The sequence below is a fragment of the Actinomadura rubrisoli genome (assembly GCF_004349215.1).
GTDB lineage: Bacteria > Actinomycetota > Actinomycetes > Streptosporangiales > Streptosporangiaceae > Spirillospora > Spirillospora rubrisoli.
On the sequence record NZ_SMKU01000222.1, the window covers coordinates 1 to 15,513 of the forward strand.

Genomic DNA, 15,513 nt, shown 5'->3' on the forward strand with positions numbered 1-15,513 from the left:
GACGGCACTTGCCCCGCCCCAGGCCCGGACGGGGCCATCCCCCGGGTGGGCGTGGGTGGTGTTCGACCCCCGCCGGGTGTGGATGGTGCTCGGCTCGCGCTGAACCCGGCTGGTGCTCGTCCTGCGCCGGGCGCGGATGGTGTTTGGGGCGCGTCAGGTGTGGATGGGGCGCGGCCTCCGGTAGGCGCGGGTGGTGTTCGGTTCGCGCTGCGTGGGGACGAGGCTCGTTCCGCGTCGGATGTGGACGATGTTCGGCTCGCGTCAAGCGCGGGTGGTGTTTGGCTTGCGTCGGGTGTGGATGGGGCCATGCCCTGGGTGAGCGCGGGCGAGGTTCGGCCCGCGCTGGGTGTGGATGGTGCTCGGCTTGCGCCGAATCCGGCTGGTGCTCGTCCTAAGCCGGGCGCGGATGGTGTTTGGGTCGCGTCGAGGGTGGATGAGGCGCGGCCTCTGGTGGGTGCGGACGGGGCGCGGCCTCTGGTGGGCGCGGGTGGTGTTCGGTTCGCGCTGGGCGGGGATGAGGTTCGGCCCGCGCCGGGCGTGGAGGAGGTTCGGTCCGCGTTGGGCGCGGGTGGCGTTCGGGTCGTGGCGGGTGTGGACGTGGTTCGGTTCGCGCTGGGTGTGGGTGGGCGGCGGCGGTCGGTGGCGGTGCGGCCTCTGCGGGCTGTGGCCGAGTGCGTGGGGATCTCGGTGAGCTTGCCGCGCGCCAGGGTGAGGAGGCGGTCGCACCAGCCGGTGAGGGTCTCGGCCGCGTCGGCGGTGACCACGACTGTGGGGGCCAGGGAGCGGACGACCGGGATCAGTTCCGCCATGGCGGCGGCGTGTGTGCGCGCGCCGGGGCCGGTTGCGCCTGTGGGCCATGGCTCGGCGGCGGCGCAGAGTTCGCCGAACGGATCGTCCAGCAGCACCATGTCGGGTGCGTGGACGCAGGCGGCGGCGAGACCGGCGCGTAGGCGCACGTCGGGCGGGAGTAGGGACAGTTCCGTGCCGGCGGCTTCGGTGAGGTCCAGACGCCGCACCATGTCGCGCGCCGCCGAGGCGCTCGTGCGCTTGTAGTACGCCGCGTAGGCGACGAACTCTCCCGCCGTCATGTTCTCCGCGCGTGAGAGCCTTCCGGGCAGATAGCCGATCCGGGCGCGCGCGGCGCGCAGATCGGAGGCGTTTGCGGTGTCGTGTCCGAGAATGTGTAGCGCGCCGTTGTTCGGACGGCGCAAGGTCGCGAGCGTGGCCAGCAGAGTGGATTTCCCGGCACCAGGTGGACCGGCAAGGCCGATCACGCCTTCGGCCACGCCGAAGGTCACCGGGCGCAGGAGCCACCGCCCCCTGCGGCGGACACCCATTCCTCGGGCCACGACCGCGGAATGCTCCGCGATCACTTGTTTCCCCCCGTTGCTCGTCTTGCGGTCGCGACGGTCGTCCGAGGCGCGCCGGTGGCTTTTCCCCCGCCACGCGGTGCCCGTCCGGTTCCGCCCGGCCGTTTCGGCGGGGCCGGGGCACCGGATCTCTATTTGCCGTGCCGCGATGCACCGACGACGTGACTATAACCGGGCTTGGTGATGGCTGTCAGCAATCTTATCGCCTTTACGTTGGGGAGCCTGGATTCTTTGCCTTCGGCGGTGAAGGGAAGAATTCGAGAAAAGCCGACAATTGCGACGCCGCGCGGCGGATCGGGGCGACGCGGGCGGCCGGTCGGGACGGGGACGCTCCGCTGGGAGCGGACGGGCGTACAGGACGGGGCGGTCATGGGGCAGGATGGACCCATGCCTTCTCGGGACTTTTCGTTGCACGGGGCCATTGATCTAGGGGCCCGCCAGGCGGCCGCCAAGAAGCAGCAGGAGCGCAGGGCTCAGGGCGGCGGCGGCGCAGCGCCCGCGCCCGGCGGCCAGTACGTCCTGGACGTCACGGACGAGACCTTCAACACCGAGGTCGTGGAGCGGTCGCAGTCCGTTCCCGTCCTCGTGGACTTCTGGGCCGAGTGGTGCGGGCCGTGCAAGCAGCTCGGCCCCATCCTGGAGAAGCTCGCGACCGAGGCGGCGGGCAAGTGGGTGCTCGCCAAGGTCGACATCGACGCCAACCCGCAACTCGGCGCCTACATGCAGCAGATGGGCGTGCGCGGCATCCCGTTCGTGGCGGTCGTCGTGGGCGGGCAGCTGATGCCGTTCCTGAACGGCGCGGCGCCCGAGGCGCAGGTGCGCCAGGCCATCGACCAGCTCTTCGACGCGCTGGCCAAGGAGGGCATCCTCCCCGAGGGCCCGCAGGACGAGGTCGCGGCGGGCGAGGGCGCGCCGGAGCAGCCCGGGGCCGACCCGGTGTACGGGGCGGCCGAGGACGCGCTCCAGCGCGGCGACCTGGACGGCGCCAAGGCGGCGTTCCAGCGGATCCTCGACGGGAACCCGCGCGACGGCCAGGCGAAGCAGGGGCTGGCGCTGGTCGAGCTGAGCCTGCGGGTGCGGTCCCTGGACGCCGCGCGCACCATCCAGGAGGCGATCGAGAAGCCGGGTGACGTGCAGGCCCAGATCAGCGCGTCCGACGTGGAGATGGTGTCGGGCCGCATCGACGAGGCGTTCGGGCGGCTGCTGACCGCGGTGCGGGGCAGTGCGGGCGACGACCGCGACGCGGCGCGCAAGCATCTGCTGTCGCTGTTCGAGCTGCTGCCGCCGGACGATCCGCGCATCGCCAAGGCGCGGCGCTCGCTGCAGGCGGCCCTCTTCTGACGATTCCGCGTGCCCCGGACGTTGATCGGCCGGGAAACGGGCATGAACCCAGGGTGAGCGTGCGGGTCGTGACGATTTCGGCCACCTACGGTGCGCGTGGCGCGTCCGTGGGGCCGGCCGTCGCCGAGCGGCTGGGGCTGCCCTTCGTCGACCGGGCCATTCCCGAGACCGTCGCCGGCGAGATCGGCTGCACGCTGGAGGAGGCGCTCGCCCACGACGGGCGCGCCGAGAGCGGGATCGGCCGGATCCTCGCGGGCGCGGCCCGGCTGCCGAACGTCGCGATGGGCGGCATGGACGTCTACCTCCCCGACCGCGCGATCGTGCCGCCGGAGGAGTTCGTCGAGCACACCGCGGGCATCATCAGGCGGACCGCCGAGCGCGACGGCGGGGTGCTGCTCGGCCGCGCGGCCGCCGTGGTGCTGAAGGACCGTCCCGACGCGCTCCACGTGCGGCTGGACGGCCCGCGCGAGCGGCGGCTGGCCATCGCCGCCGCCGAGACGTCCGGGGCGGGTGCGCGGACCGGGGCGCCGGGACGCGGTGTTGAGCGTATGCTCGATGACAACGACCGCGCCCGAACGGCCTACGTGAAGCACTTTTACGGGGCCGACCCCGCCGACCCGCGGCTCTACCACCTCGTGATCGACACCACGCGGCTGCCCGCGTCCGCCGCCGTCGATCTGATCGCGACCGCGGCACGGGCGGCCTGATCCAGGGGGAGGCCGGGCCGTGGCCCCCGGGCGCCCGCCCGTTAGGGACGGCGCGGTCGGGACAAGGCCGTACCCGGTAGCAGAGGGAGCAAGTGTCGTGGCGAGCGTGCCCAGCGTGTCGTACTCCATCACCGTCCGCCTGGAGGTCCCCGCCGGAGGCCGGGCCGTCAGCCAGATCACGCACGTGGTCGAGAACGCGGGCGGGATCGTCACGGCCCTCGACGTCAACACCGCGGGCCACGAGACGCTGCGGATCGACGTCACCATCGCCACCCGCGACACCCAGCATGCCGAGGCGATCGCCGGCGCGCTGGAGAACATGCCCGACATCAAGATCCACAAGGTCAGCGACCGGACCTTCCTCATGCACCTCGGCGGCAAGATCGAGATGCAGTCGAAGGTCCCGCTGCGGACCCGCGACGAGCTCTCGATGGCCTACACGCCCGGCGTCGCCCGCGTGTCCCTGGCGATCGCCCGCAACCCCGAGGACGTCCGCCGGCTGACGATCAAGCGCAACAGCGTCGCCGTGGTGACCGACGGGTCGGCGGTGCTGGGCCTCGGCAACATCGGCCCGGAGGCCGCGCTGCCGGTGATGGAGGGCAAGGCGGCCCTGTTCAAGCGGTTCGCCGGGATCGACGCGTGGCCGATCTGCCTCGACACCCAGGACACCGACGAGATCGTCCGGACCGTCCAGATCATCGCCCCCGCGTTCGGCGGCATCAACCTGGAGGACATCTCCGCGCCGCGCTGCTTCGAGGTCGAGGCCCGGCTGCGCGACCTGCTCGACATCCCCGTCTTCCACGACGACCAGCACGGCACCGCCATCTGCGTGCTCGCCGCGCTGACCAACGCGCTGCGGGTCGTCGGCAAGGACATCGGCGACGTCCGCATCACGATGGCGGGCGCGGGCGCGGCCGGAAGCGCCGTCCTCAAGCTGCTGATGCATGCCGGCGCGCGGAACCTGGTCGTCTGCGACTACCGCGGCGCCGTCCACCGGGGCCGCGACGACCTCGACGACTCGCTGCGCTGGATCGCCGAGCACACCAACGAGGGCGGGTACGCGGGCGACCTGCGCGGCGCCGTCAAGGACGCCGACGTGTTCATCGGCGTCTCCGCGCCCGGCATCCTGAACGGCGACGACATCGCGACGATGAACGACGACGCGATCGTGTTCGCCCTCGCCAACCCCGAGCCCGAGGTCTCGCCGGACCAGGCGCGCGAGCACGCCGCCGTGGTCGCCACCGGGCGCAGCGACTTCCCCAACCAGATCAACAACGTGCTGGCGTTCCCGGGCGTCTTCCGCGGCCTGCTGGACGCCCAGGCCGACGGCGTCACCCAGGGCATGCTCGCCGCGGCGGCCAAGGCCCTCGCCGAGGTCGTGACGCCCGGCGAGCTCGGCCCGAACTACATCGTCCCGAGCGTCTTCCACCCGGACGTGAGCAACCGCGTGGCGGGCGCCGTCCGCGAGGCCGCGGGCGGCCGCCCCCGCTCGGAGGCGTAGGCCGCGCCCTCGCCTAGCCGCTCTTCTTGTTGGCGAAGATCTGCTCGCGGCGGCGCGGCCAGATCCCGCCGTACCAGAAGATGATCACGCCGGTGATCATGGCGGCGGCGCCGGTCGCGGCGCGCGCCCACAGGACGCCGTTGTCGGGGCCGGTGTGGGGCAGCTTGCTGGGCGGGGTCTCGCTGGGCGGCGCCGCGCCGGCCTTCTTGCAGTTGGCCGTGAGCGTCCGCGTCTCAAGCAGCTTGTTCGCCCAGTTGACCTGGACGCGGGTGCGGCGGTCCTCGCGCAGCTTGATCATGACCGTCTTGGTCGAGTGGGGCCCGATCTGGCCGGGGACGGAGGGGGCGTCGTCGCTCCGCTCGATCCCGTAGTCCTCGTTGCGCGCCCCGGCGTTGCGCAGGGTGATCCGCACCTCGCGGGAGGGGCAGTTCACCGAGCCCACCCCAGCGGTCAGGGGATCGGCGCTGGGCGTGGGGCTCGGAGTGCGGGACGGGGTGCGGGACGGCGTGGGAGTCGGCGAGGGCCGCTTGGTCGTCTTCGTGCCCGAGGGCGACGGCGAGCCGCTCGACGGGCTGCCCGACGGCGTGGTGGACGGCGAGGTGGTCGAGGAGGCCGGGGTCGACGCCCGGGACTGCGAAGAAGTCGTCTTCATCAGCGCGGGGATCGCGATCAGCGCCCCGATGACGAAGAACACGGCGGCGATGACGACCCTGGGCAACTGCATCGCGTTCCTCCTCGGCCCGCCGGGCCGGGGGCCGGGCGGGTGGCGGATGATCCTAGATCATTCTTAATGTAGGCGTTCGTGGTGCCGATATCCCCAGCGATAGGAATGCGTAACAGGCTAACGAGTGGCCGGATGTGCCGCCGGTGGTCCGGGCAACGCATCATGGAGTCCATGGAAGACGGCATCCGGGTGGGGCTCCTGCTGGTCGCGACCCCCCAGCTCGAAGATCCCAACTTCAGGCGCAGCGTCGTCCTGGTGGTCGAGCACGACATGGACGGGGGCACGCTGGGGGTCGTCCTCAACAGGCCGACGGAGGTTCCGGTCGATCGCGTGCTGCCCCCGTGGGCCGAGCTCGTGACCGGCCCCTGCGTGGTCTTCCAGGGCGGGCCCGTGGCGCTCGACAACGCGCTCGCGCTGGCCCGGCTCCCCGGCGAGGACGAGCCGCTCGGATGGCGCGCCCTGGACGGCGGGGCGGAGGTCGCCAGGGTCGGCCTGGTCGACCTGGACGCGCCGCCCGCGCTGCTGGCGCCCGAGCTGCTCCAGCTGCGCGTGTTCGCCGGCTACGCCGGATGGTCGTCCGGGCAGCTGCGCTCGGAGATCGAGGAGGGCGCGTGGTACCTGGTGCCCGCCGAGGCCGGGGACGTCTTCGCGGGCGACCCCGAGCGGCTGTGGCAGGAGGTGCTCCGCAGGCAGGGCGGCGACCTGGCTTTCGTTTCCACTTTCCCCGAGGACCCGACGCTGAACTAAGGTGAATGGCGTGAGTACGAAGATCCTTCCCGACAGCGACACCGAGAGCGATGTCCGGCCGGACCTCTCGCACGGTGACGGCGACCACGAGCGGTTCGCCCACTATGTGAAGAAGGCCAAGATCACCGAGAGCGCGGTGACCGGCACGCCGGTGATCGCGCTGTGCGGCAAGGTCTGGGTGCCGAACCGGGATCCGAAGAAATATCCCGTCTGTCCCGAATGCAAGGAGATCTACGAATCCATGCAGTCGGGGAAGAAGGGCGACGAGTGACGACCGGCTGACGGGCGGCCGGGAGCGCCGCGTCCCGTCCGGGGGGCGGCGCTTGTGACATGCCCGGATGATCCCGTGATCGGCGGGTAGTGAGCCGATCACGGGATCATCGCGTTTCCGCGAAGACCGTACGGGGGGATGGATGCGGCGGGTCGCCGGGGGTTCGCTATGCGCACTGTTGGTTACGGTGTGTGTCGTTTCGGCTTTAGGGAGTGACAGCCCGAATGTGCGGGGACGGCCCGTCCAGGCGGCCGACTGCCTGCATCGCGGTGACGCCGCCCCGCGCATGGGGGCGCGCCGGGCGGCGCACGGGCGCGACCCGGACGATCTGAGCGCGGGCCAGGTGGCCGCCATGCTCGACGACCTGAAACGCACCCTGCTGCACCGGTACGGCACGGCGGACGAGCGGCGGGTCGAGTCCGCGCTCCGGACGCGGGGCCGCCTGGTCATCCCCGTGCGCTTCCACGCGCTGTCCGGCGGACGCAGGGGACGCGTGCCCGCGCGGGCCGTCCGGCGGCAGATCTCCACGCTGAACGCCGCGTACGCGGGGCGGTGGGGCGGCGCCGACACCGGCGTCAGGTTCCGGCTGGCCGGCTTCGACGTCACCGACAACGCCAGATGGTTCCACCACCCGCAGCGGTACGAGAACCGGATCAAGACGCGCCTGCGCCGGGGCGGGCCCGGAACGCTCAACGTCTTCACCGCCGCCGTGGGCCAGGACGTGCTGGGGTTCTCCACCTTCCCGCAGTGGTACGGGGAGAAGCCGCGCCTGGACGGTGTCGTCGTCGACTACCGGAGCCTTCCGGACGGCGCGTACCGCCGTTTCGACCGCGGCTACACGGCGGTCCACGAGATCGGGCACTGGCTCGGGTTGTTCCACACGTTCGAGAACGGCTGCGCGTCCCCGGGCGACGCGGTGGCCGACACACCGTACGAGGCGGAGCCCGCCGCGGGTTGCCCGTACGCCAGGGACACCTGCCCGCAGCGCGGCGCCGACCCCGTCCACAACTTCATGAACTACGGGTGGGACGCGTGCATGCGCGAGTTCACCGCAGGTCAGGGCCGGCGGATCCGCGCCGCGTGGGCCGCCTACCGCTCGCCCCGGCGGCGCGCCGACCTGGCCGGACGGGACCGGTCCACGAGTGTGGATCACGGCACGGGAGGGGGCGTCGCGGCGCGATCTGTCGGTGGGGCTCGGTAGCCTTCAATGACCGTGAGCACCTTCGCCGCATCGAGCATGCCCCCCGCCTTCCCCGAGCGGGCCGCCTGGGGGACCGCGTCGTCCCTGCGCGCCTGGCAGCAGCAGGCGCTGGAGGCCTATTTCGGGACGGACGGCAGCCTGCCGGGCCCGCGGGACTTCCTCACCGTCGCGACGCCGGGCGCGGGTAAGACGACCTTCGCGCTGCGCCTGGCCCGCGAGCTCCTGGAGCGCCGCATCGTCGTGGCCATCACGGTGATCTGCCCCACCGAGCACCTCAAGCGGCAGTGGGCCGAGTCGGCGGCCCGCGTCGGCATCAAGATCGACCCCGAGTTCCAGAACGCGCAGGGCCGGGCCGGCAAGGACTTCCACGGCATCGCCGTGACGTACGCGACCGTCGCCGCGCGTCCGGCGCTGCACCGCAACCGCACCGAGGCGCGCAAGACGCTGGTCATCTTCGACGAGGTGCACCACGCGGGCGACGGCCTGTCCTGGGGCGACGCCGTCCGCGAGGCGTTCGAGCCCGCCGCGCGCCGCCTGGCGCTGTCGGGCACGCCCTTCCGCACCGACATCAACCCGATCCCGTTCGTCCAGTACGAGGAGGGCCCGGACGGCATCAGGCGCAGCCGGGCCGACTACACCTACGGCTACGGGCCCGCCCTGGCCGACGGGGTCGTCCGGCCGGTGATCTTCCTGGCGTACGCGGGGGAGATGCGCTGGCGCACCCGGGCCGGCGACGAGATCACCGCGACGCTCGGCGAGCCCCTCACCCAGGACCAGACGGCCCAGGCGTGGCGGGCCGCGCTCGACCCCAAGGGCGACTGGATCGGGCAGGTGCTGGCCGCCGCCGACCGTCGGCTGAGCGAGCTGCGCCGCGTCATCCCGGACGCGGGCGGCCTGGTCATCGCCACCGACCACGAGACGGCCCGCGCGTACGCCAAGATGCTGCGCGCGGTGACCGGGCAGGGCGCCACGATCGTGCTGTCGGACGATCCGGCGGCGTCCAAGAAGATCAAGGCGTTCGCCGACACCGACGACCGCTGGATGGTCGCGGTCCGGATGGTGTCCGAGGGCGTCGACATCCCGCGCCTGGCCGTCGGCGTCTACGCCACCTCCACCAGCACGCCGCTGTTCTTCGCCCAGGCGGTCGGGCGCTTCGTCCGCGCCCGCAGGCGCGGCGAGACCGCGTCGGTGTTCCTGCCGTCGGTGCCGACGCTCATGGGCCACGCCGCCGAGATGGAGACCGAGCGCGACCACGTGCTCGACCGCCCCGTCCGCGAGGACGGCCTCGACGACGAGCTGCTCGCCGAGGCCAACCGCAAGCAGGACACCTCCGACGTGGGCGAGGAAGTGCCGTTCGAGACGGTCGAGGCGTCCGCCACGTTCGACCGCGTCCTGTACGACGGCGGCGAGTTCGGCATGCAGGCCCAGCCGGGCTCGGCCGAGGAGGAGGAGTTCCTCGGCATCCCGGGCCTGCTGGAACCCGAGCAGGTGACGGCGCTGCTGCGCAAGCGGCAGGCCGAGCAGATCGCCGGCGAGCGCAAGAAGAAGACCGGCGACCCGCGCGCCGACCGCACCGCCGCCGAGGACATCGCGGCCATGCGCCGCGAGCTGAACGGCCTCGTCGGCGCCTGGAACCACCGCACCGGCAAGCCACACGGCGTCATCCACACCGAGCTGCGCGCCGCCTGCGGCGGCCCGCCCATCGCCCAGGCCAGCGCCGAGGACATCGGCAAGCGAATCGCAAAAATCCGCGAATGGGCCACCAAACGCCGCCCCTAGCCCACGTAGGCGGCGCGTCGGTGCGCGGCCGGGTGGCGCGGTGACGCGCGGGCCCAGGCCAGGGCCAGTTTGAGAGGGGCCTCAGGTGTCGCGCGAGCGCGCGACCTGACCGGCGAGGCGATGCCGGAGGCGAGCCTCGCCGGGAAGATCGCGAAGCGATTCGCGCTCGCCCAAGCACGGTCAAGGTGCGAGCCGCTAGGCGAGGACCTTGGGCCGGGGTTGCATAAACACTGGTCAGTGCGGGTCGGCGGGCGGGTGGAGTGCGCCGATGATGCGGTCGGTGATCTCTTGGGGGGTGGTGTCGACGACGATGCGGAGGACGTGTTCGTCTGGGGCGGGGGCTTCGAGGTCGGCGATTTGGCTGTCCAGGAGGGCGGCGCGGAAGAAGTGGCCGGTCCGGCCCTCCAGCCGCGCGGCGATCATGTCGCGGTCGCCGTCGAGGAGGACGAGGCGGACGCGGGGGCGGCCGCCGGTCAGCAGGGTGCGGTAGGAGCGCTTGAGCGCCGAGCAGGTGACGATCCCGGGCGTGCTGGTGGCCAGCCGGTCGTCGATCCACGCGGCGATGGCGCGGAGCCAGGGGAGGCGGTCGGCGTCGTTCAGGGGCGTGCCCGCCGCCATCTTGGCGATGTTGGCGGGCGGGTGGAAGTCGTCGGCCTCCGCGTAGTCCCAGCCGAGCCGCTCGGCGAGCAGGTGCCCGACGGTCGTCTTTCCGCTCCCCGAGACCCCGGCGAGGACGATGACCTTCGGCGCCGGAGCGTCCGCCACGTCAGGCGCTCACGACGGGGGCGCCGGCGAGCGCGATGCCCTCGTTCTGGAGCTCGTCCAGGGCGCGGTCGGCGGTGGCCTTGGCCACGGCGGCGGTCAGTTCGAGCAGGACGGTGGTGCGCAGGCCCGTCCGGGCGGCGTCCACGGCGGTGGCCCGGACGCAGTGGTCGGTCGCGATGCCGACGATGTCCACGGCGTCCACCCCGCGCGCGCTGAGCCAGTCCGCGAGCGGCACGTCATCGTCGGAGACGCCTTCGAAGCCGCTGTAGGCGGCGGTCTCGCGGCCCTTGCTGAACACCGTCTCGATGGGCGCCAGGGCGAGGTTCGGGTGGAAGTCGGCGCCGGGCGTCCCGATCACGCAGTGCGGCGGCCAGGTGTCGACGAAGTCGGGGCTGCCCGAGAAGTGGTGGCCGGGGTCCAGGTGGAAGTCCCGCGTCGCGACGATGTGCGCGTAGTCGGACCCGTGCGCGGCGACGTGCTCGGAGATGGCCGTGGCCACGCCCGCGCCGCCGCTCACGGCGAGCGAGCCGCCCTCGCAGAAGTCGTTCTGCACGTCCACGATGATCAGAGCCTTCTTGCCCATGACCGCTCCCTGTACCGGTGTCTCTCCGGATGTCATCCGACACAGGGGACGCTACCCCAGCCGTCTTCCCGCGCCGATACGGCGCCCGGCCATTGATGTGTGCCCTGCGCTCGTCAGGGGCGGGGGCCGCCGTCGACGAACTCGGTGGGCACGGCGGCCTCGCCGCGGGAGAGCTGGAGGGCGGTCGGCGGCAGCTCGGCGACCGAGCGGCGGTGGCGCTCGCGGGCGTCCTGGAGCGGCTCGCGGCCGACCACCTCGCCGTCGATCACCAGCGGCACGTGGAGCACGCGGTCGCGCGGCCCCGGCATGGGCTCCCCGGTGGACACGGTCTCGGCGTAGGCGGAGCCGCGCCCGTCGATGCGCCGCACGGCCGTCTTGCGCCCGCCCCGGCTCGGCTTGCCCGTCGAGCGCTTCGCCACCGGACGCATGGGAGCGTCGTCGTCCGGGCCGTCCGACCGGGCGACGAGCTTGTAGACCAGGGAGGCGGTGGGCGCGCCGGAGCCGGTCACCAGGGACGTTCCCACGCCGTAGCCGTTCACCGGTGCGGCGCCCAGGGCGGCGATGCCGAACTCGTCCAGATCGCCGGTCACCACGATGCGCGTGTCGTGCGCGCCCAGGGAGTCGAGCTGGTCCCGGACGCGGCGGGCCATCACGCCCAGGTCGCCGCTGTCGATCCGGACGGCTCCCAGGGACGGCCCGGCCAGCTCCACGGCCGTCCGCACGGCCCGTTCGACGTCGTAGGTGTCGACAAGGAGCGTCGTGCTCTCGCCGAAGGAGACGAGCTGCGCCTTGAAGGCGTGCCGCTCGCTGTCGTGCAGCAGGGTGAAGGAGTGCGCGCTCGTCCCCGCCGTGGGGACGCCGTAGAGGCGGCCCGCCTCCAGGTTGGACGTGGTGGCGAACCCCGCGATGTAGGCGGCGCGGGCGGATGCGACGGCGGCGCGCTCGTGGGTGCGGCGCGAGCCCATCTCGATCAGCGGACGGTCCTGGGCGGCCTGCGCCATCCGCGAGGCCGCCGAGGCGATCGCGCAGTCGTGGTTGAGGATCGACAGCGCGAGGGTCTCCAGCAGCACCGCCTCCGCGAACGTCCCCTCGACCACCAGGATCGGCGATTCCGGGAAGTAGCAGTCGCCCTCGGCATAGCCCCACACGTTCCCGGAGAAGCGATACTTCTCCAGCCATTGCGCCGTGGGCTCGTCCACGACGCCGTTCGCCGTGAGGAACTCCAGCCCGGCCGGGTCGAACCGGAACGCCTCGATCGCGTCCAGGAGCCGTCCCGTGCCCGCGACGACGCCGTACCGGCGCCCGGCGGGCAGGTGCCGCGCGAACACCTCGAACACCGAGCGGCGGTCGGCCGTCCCGCTGCGGAGCGCGGCCTGGAGCATGGTGAGCTCGTACTGGTCGGTCAGCAGGGCGGTGCTGTCGCCAAGGTCCACAACTGGAACCTTACGGCCCCCTGTGTGCACCATGGACGTGCAGGCCATCACACCCGGCGGCGCCGGGGCGCATAGCATCGGGGGTTGTGGGCGGACCGACTCCACGGGGAAAGGGGGACACGCGGCCAATGAGCGCCATGAGCACGGCGCCCGCGCCGGTCGAGCTGGACAGGCCGGACGTCGAGGAGGATCTGAGCGTCGACCGGCCCTGGCTGGCGATCGTCTGGAACGACCCGATCAACCTGATGTCGTACGTCACGTACGTGTTCCAGACCGTCTTCGGCTACTCCAAGGCCAAGTCGGAGAAGCTGATGCTGGACGTCCACCACAAGGGGCGCGCGGTCGTGGCCAACGGCACCCGCGAGGAGATGGAGCGCGACGTCGAGATCCTCCACTCCTACGGGCTGTGGGCCACCGTCAAACGGGACGACTGAGCGAACCATGAGCGATGTGAAGAAGACCCGCCGCGGAATCAGGGTGCGGCTGGAGACCGAGGAGGCGGCGCTCGTCCGGGCGCTGATGGAGCAACTGCTCGCGCTCCTCGGCGACGCGCCGGGCGAGGACGACGAGCTCGCGTCGTTCGGTATCGCCGACAACGCGACCAAGTCGGACGACCCCGTCCTGGCGCGGCTGTTCCCCGACGCCTACCGCGACGACGGCGAGGCGGCGGGCGAGTTCCGTCGCTACACCGAGATGGGCCTGCGCGACGGCAAGCGCGAGGCCGCCTCCATGGTGCTGAGCACCTTGAAGGACTCCGAGACCGAGACGGTCCTGGACGACAAGCAGGCGCAGGCGTGGCTGCGGGCGCTGAACGACGTCCGGCTGGCGCTGGGCACGCGGCTCGACATCGGCGAGGAATGGTACGAGGAGGCCGCCCAGATGGACCCCCGCGACCCCCGCACGCCGATGTTCGCCGCCTACGACTGGCTCACGATGCTGCAGGAGAGCCTCGTCCGCGTCCTCTGGTAGAGCGGCTCCGGCGCGGGACGGCGGCCGAGGGCGTCCACCTCCGGCCACAGCCGACATTACCGATTGTCGAGTCTCCAGTGCGGTGCGTGGCGTTACGTTGGTCTCCCGGGGGGCCTCCAGGGCTCCAAGCCAGGCGGGCCGCAGACCTATCGGAGGCCGCGATGTCCCTGCAGAGGAAGGCCGTCGGCTCGATGGAGCTCGGCGACCACCTGTGCCTGTTCTTCGACAACGACGACGAGCGGCGCTCGATCATGGCCGCCTACGCCCGCGACGGCGTCCGGGCCGGCCAGAAGGTCCTCTACGTCTCCGACGCCGTCCCCGCGCGGGACGTGCTCGACTGGCTGATCGGTGACGAGAAGGACGCCCCCGGGCCGATGCCCGCCGACGCCGATGCGAAGCCGGTCGACCTGGCCGAGGCCATGGACGCGGGGCACTTCGTCGTCCGGACGGCGGAGGAGACGTTCCTCGCCAGCGGGCGGTTCGACCCGCAGGAGAGCATCGAGCTGATGGCGACGGAGATCGACCTGGCGCTCGTCCAGGGCTACACGGGGGTCCGCGTCGCCGGCGAGGCGCGGTTCTCGCTGCGCCGCTGGCCCGGCACCGAGCAGCACGGCGACTTCGAGCGGATGCTCGACGAGGTCTTCATGACCACCGACCTGAAGGCCATGGCGATCTGCCAGTTCGACCGGCGCTGGTTCGACGCCGCCCGGCTGGAGCAGCTGGAGTCCTGCCACATGGGCCGCGTCCGGGTCGACGACTACTACGACGACGGGTCGCTGCGCATCACGCCGATCTTCAGCCCGCCCGGCGTGGCGATGACCGGGGTGATCGACGCCTCGACCCGTCCCGCGGCCGAGCGGGTGCTGGAGTCGATCGCGACCCGCACCGGCCTGCTCTGCCTGGACCTCGGCGGCGTCACCGACTGCGACGCCGACGGGCTGCGCCTGCTGACCCGCGCCGACCGTCCCGACCGGGGCCCGAACCGGGGGCTGCTGCTGCGCGACGTCCCGCCCGCCATCGGCGAGCGGCTCCGCTCGGCGGGACTGGTGGCGCGTTCGGGCGTGTCGATCGAGGAGCGCCCGCGCTGACGGCACGGCGATGAGCCTCTGTGCCCGTCCGTCCCCGGTTGGTACTTTGGCGGCCGACCGGCGTTCCCGAGGAGGTCGCATGGCGCACTCCAAAGCGGTCGGCGAGATGCTGTCCGGCGACCACGTCTGCCTCGCCTACGACAGCGCCGAGGAGCGCCGCGCGATCCTGATGGCGTTCGTCCGCGACGGGCTGCTGTCCGGCCAGGCCGTCGTGTACCTCGTGGAGGACGAGACGGCGGGCTCCGCGGCCGACCGGCTCCGCGCGGCGTTCGGCGCACCGCGAACCGGGGCCTCCGGGCGCCGGGCGTCCGGCCCCGGCGCGGGCCTGGACGCCGGGCTGCGAGCGGCCCTGGACGACGCGCTGGACGACGGGCGGATGACCGTCCTGACCAGGGGCGAGATCGGCTCCGGCCCCGCCGGCGTGGAGGACGCGATCGGGGGCGCGGTCGAGTCCGCGCTGCGGCGCGGCCGCGCGGGCGTGCGCGTGACGGCGGAGGCGTCGCCGTCGCTGCGCGGCTGGCCGGGGACCGACCGGTTCGCTGCGTTCGAGGACGCGATCCGCCGGGCCGTCGCGGGACCGGGGAGCGCGGCGATGGCGCTGTGCCAGTACGACCGGCGCTGGTTCGTCGGCGACCACCTGCGCGCGGTGGAGGACTGCCACGGCGTCCGCGTCCGCGCCGACGACCTGTTCGACGACGGCGTCCTGAGGATCACCCCGCTGTTCGCGCCGCCGGGCCTGCGGCTGTCCGGCGCGATCGACGAGTCGACCCTGCCCGCCCTGGTCGCGGCGCTGCGCGACGTCGACGACCGCGCCCCGCACCTGTGCCTGGACCTGTCCCGCCTCGACTTCTGCGACCTGGACGGGCTGCGGACCCTGATCGAGGCCAACCGGACGAGCACCGTCCTGGACCGGCAGGTGATCCTGCGCTCCATGCCCGGCTGCATGGAGCTGATGCTGCGCGTCTCCGGCTGGGAGACCGCGCCCGGAATCGTGACGGAGGGCGTCCGATGATCGCCTTCTCGGCGGAGCCGCC

The 15,513-nt window shown here is 72.6% G+C and carries 17 protein-coding genes; 12 read left to right on the forward strand and 5 right to left on the reverse strand.

What is annotated here, in order from left to right:
- Positions 1-1,337 (reverse strand): ATP-binding cassette domain-containing protein (locus E1298_RS49705; protein WP_243725923.1); only part of this gene is annotated, 1,337 nt, incomplete at its 3' end.
- Positions 1,338-1,778: 441 nt separating this feature from the next.
- Between E1298_RS49705 and E1298_RS31455 the strand changes: the two genes are divergently transcribed.
- The 3 genes from E1298_RS31455 (at position 1,779) to E1298_RS31465 (ending at position 4,919) form a co-directional block, all read left to right on the forward strand.
- The gene (locus E1298_RS31455) at positions 1,779-2,711 is read left to right on the forward strand and encodes a tetratricopeptide repeat protein (protein ID WP_207944944.1); all 933 of its coding nucleotides are present in this window, start codon (positions 1,779-1,781) and stop codon (positions 2,709-2,711) included.
- Positions 2,712-2,770: 59 nt separating this feature from the next.
- Positions 2,771-3,418 (forward strand): cytidylate kinase-like family protein, encoded by a 648-nt coding sequence (locus E1298_RS31460; RefSeq protein WP_131899752.1) that lies wholly within the window; start codon positions 2,771-2,773, stop codon positions 3,416-3,418.
- Positions 3,419-3,515: 97 nt separating this feature from the next.
- Positions 3,516-4,919 carry an NAD-dependent malic enzyme gene (locus E1298_RS31465; protein ID WP_131899726.1) on the forward strand — a complete coding sequence of 468 codons (1,404 nt, stop codon included), beginning with the start codon at positions 3,516-3,518 and terminating at the stop codon, positions 4,917-4,919.
- 13 nt (positions 4,920-4,932) lie between these two features.
- On the opposite strand, the gene E1298_RS31470 is transcribed toward E1298_RS31465, so the two are convergent.
- A complete protein-coding gene (locus E1298_RS31470; protein ID WP_131899728.1) occupies positions 4,933-5,352 on the reverse strand; it encodes a hypothetical protein in 420 nt (139 codons plus the stop codon).
- 37 nt (positions 5,353-5,389) lie between these two features.
- On the opposite strand from E1298_RS31470, the gene E1298_RS31475 reads away from it, so the two are divergent.
- From E1298_RS31475 to E1298_RS31495, 5 genes are all read left to right on the forward strand, one after another.
- Positions 5,390-5,710, forward strand: coding sequence for a hypothetical protein (locus E1298_RS31475; RefSeq protein WP_131899730.1), 321 nt, complete (start codon positions 5,390-5,392; stop codon positions 5,708-5,710).
- 104 nt (positions 5,711-5,814) lie between these two features.
- On the forward strand, positions 5,815-6,390 hold the full coding sequence (locus tag E1298_RS31480; protein WP_131899732.1) for a YqgE/AlgH family protein: 576 nt from the start codon (positions 5,815-5,817) through the stop codon (positions 6,388-6,390).
- 10 nt (positions 6,391-6,400) lie between these two features.
- Positions 6,401-6,661 (forward strand): DUF3039 domain-containing protein, encoded by a 261-nt coding sequence (locus E1298_RS31485; protein ID WP_131899734.1) that lies wholly within the window; start codon positions 6,401-6,403, stop codon positions 6,659-6,661.
- Between the two features lie 226 nt (positions 6,662-6,887).
- Entirely contained in the window at positions 6,888-7,862 is a 975-nt protein-coding gene (locus E1298_RS31490; RefSeq protein ID WP_243725922.1) for a zinc metalloprotease, read from the forward strand.
- Positions 7,863-7,898: 36 nt separating this feature from the next.
- Positions 7,899-9,641 carry a DEAD/DEAH box helicase gene (locus tag E1298_RS31495; protein WP_207944945.1) on the forward strand — a complete coding sequence of 581 codons (1,743 nt, stop codon included), beginning with the start codon at positions 7,899-7,901 and terminating at the stop codon, positions 9,639-9,641.
- Between the two features lie 234 nt (positions 9,642-9,875).
- On the opposite strand, the gene E1298_RS31500 is transcribed toward E1298_RS31495, so the two are convergent.
- From E1298_RS31500 to E1298_RS31510, 3 genes are all read right to left on the reverse strand, one after another.
- Entirely contained in the window at positions 9,876-10,406 is a 531-nt protein-coding gene (locus E1298_RS31500; RefSeq protein WP_131899738.1) for a gluconokinase, read from the reverse strand.
- A gap of 1 nt (position 10,407) precedes the next feature.
- Entirely contained in the window at positions 10,408-10,989 is a 582-nt protein-coding gene (locus E1298_RS31505; protein WP_131899740.1) for an isochorismatase family protein, read from the reverse strand.
- 113 nt (positions 10,990-11,102) lie between these two features.
- Positions 11,103-12,455, reverse strand: a complete 1,353-nt coding sequence (locus tag E1298_RS31510) for a nicotinate phosphoribosyltransferase (protein WP_131899742.1) — start codon at positions 12,453-12,455, stop codon at positions 11,103-11,105.
- 104 nt (positions 12,456-12,559) lie between these two features.
- On the opposite strand from E1298_RS31510, the gene clpS reads away from it, so the two are divergent.
- The 4 genes from clpS to E1298_RS31530 all read left to right on the forward strand — a co-directional run bounded on the left by clpS (position 12,560) and on the right by E1298_RS31530 (position 15,491).
- Positions 12,560-12,856 (forward strand): ATP-dependent Clp protease adapter ClpS, encoded by a 297-nt coding sequence (clpS, locus tag E1298_RS31515; protein WP_131899744.1) that lies wholly within the window; start codon positions 12,560-12,562, stop codon positions 12,854-12,856.
- Positions 12,857-12,863: 7 nt separating this feature from the next.
- Positions 12,864-13,391: a DUF2017 domain-containing protein gene (locus E1298_RS31520; protein WP_131899746.1), complete on the forward strand. Its 528-nt coding sequence runs from the start codon at positions 12,864-12,866 to the stop codon at positions 13,389-13,391.
- Positions 13,392-13,552: 161 nt separating this feature from the next.
- Entirely contained in the window at positions 13,553-14,479 is a 927-nt protein-coding gene (locus tag E1298_RS31525) for an MEDS domain-containing protein (protein WP_165975768.1), read from the forward strand.
- Positions 14,480-14,558: 79 nt separating this feature from the next.
- Positions 14,559-15,491, forward strand: a complete 933-nt coding sequence (locus tag E1298_RS31530; RefSeq protein ID WP_165975769.1) for an MEDS domain-containing protein — start codon at positions 14,559-14,561, stop codon at positions 15,489-15,491.
- Positions 15,492-15,513 lie beyond the last annotated feature (22 nt).

Coding starts and splice junctions, on each gene's coding strand:
- E1298_RS31480 (WP_131899732.1), top strand. CDS start 5,815: ATGGAAGACGGCATCCGGGTGGGGCTCCTGCTGGTCGCGACCCCCCAG.
- E1298_RS31495 (WP_207944945.1), top strand. CDS start 7,899: ATGCCCCCCGCCTTCCCCGAGCGGGCCGCCTGGGGGACCGCGTCGTCC.
- E1298_RS31505 (WP_131899740.1), bottom strand. CDS start 10,989: ATGGGCAAGAAGGCTCTGATCATCGTGGACGTGCAGAACGACTTCTGC.
- E1298_RS31510 (WP_131899742.1), bottom strand. CDS start 12,455: ATGGTGCACACAGGGGGCCGTAAGGTTCCAGTTGTGGACCTTGGCGAC.
- clpS (WP_131899744.1), top strand. CDS start 12,560: ATGAGCACGGCGCCCGCGCCGGTCGAGCTGGACAGGCCGGACGTCGAG.
- E1298_RS31520 (WP_131899746.1), top strand. CDS start 12,864: ATGAGCGATGTGAAGAAGACCCGCCGCGGAATCAGGGTGCGGCTGGAG.
- E1298_RS31525 (WP_165975768.1), top strand. CDS start 13,553: ATGTCCCTGCAGAGGAAGGCCGTCGGCTCGATGGAGCTCGGCGACCAC.
- E1298_RS31530 (WP_165975769.1), top strand. CDS start 14,559: ATGGCGCACTCCAAAGCGGTCGGCGAGATGCTGTCCGGCGACCACGTC.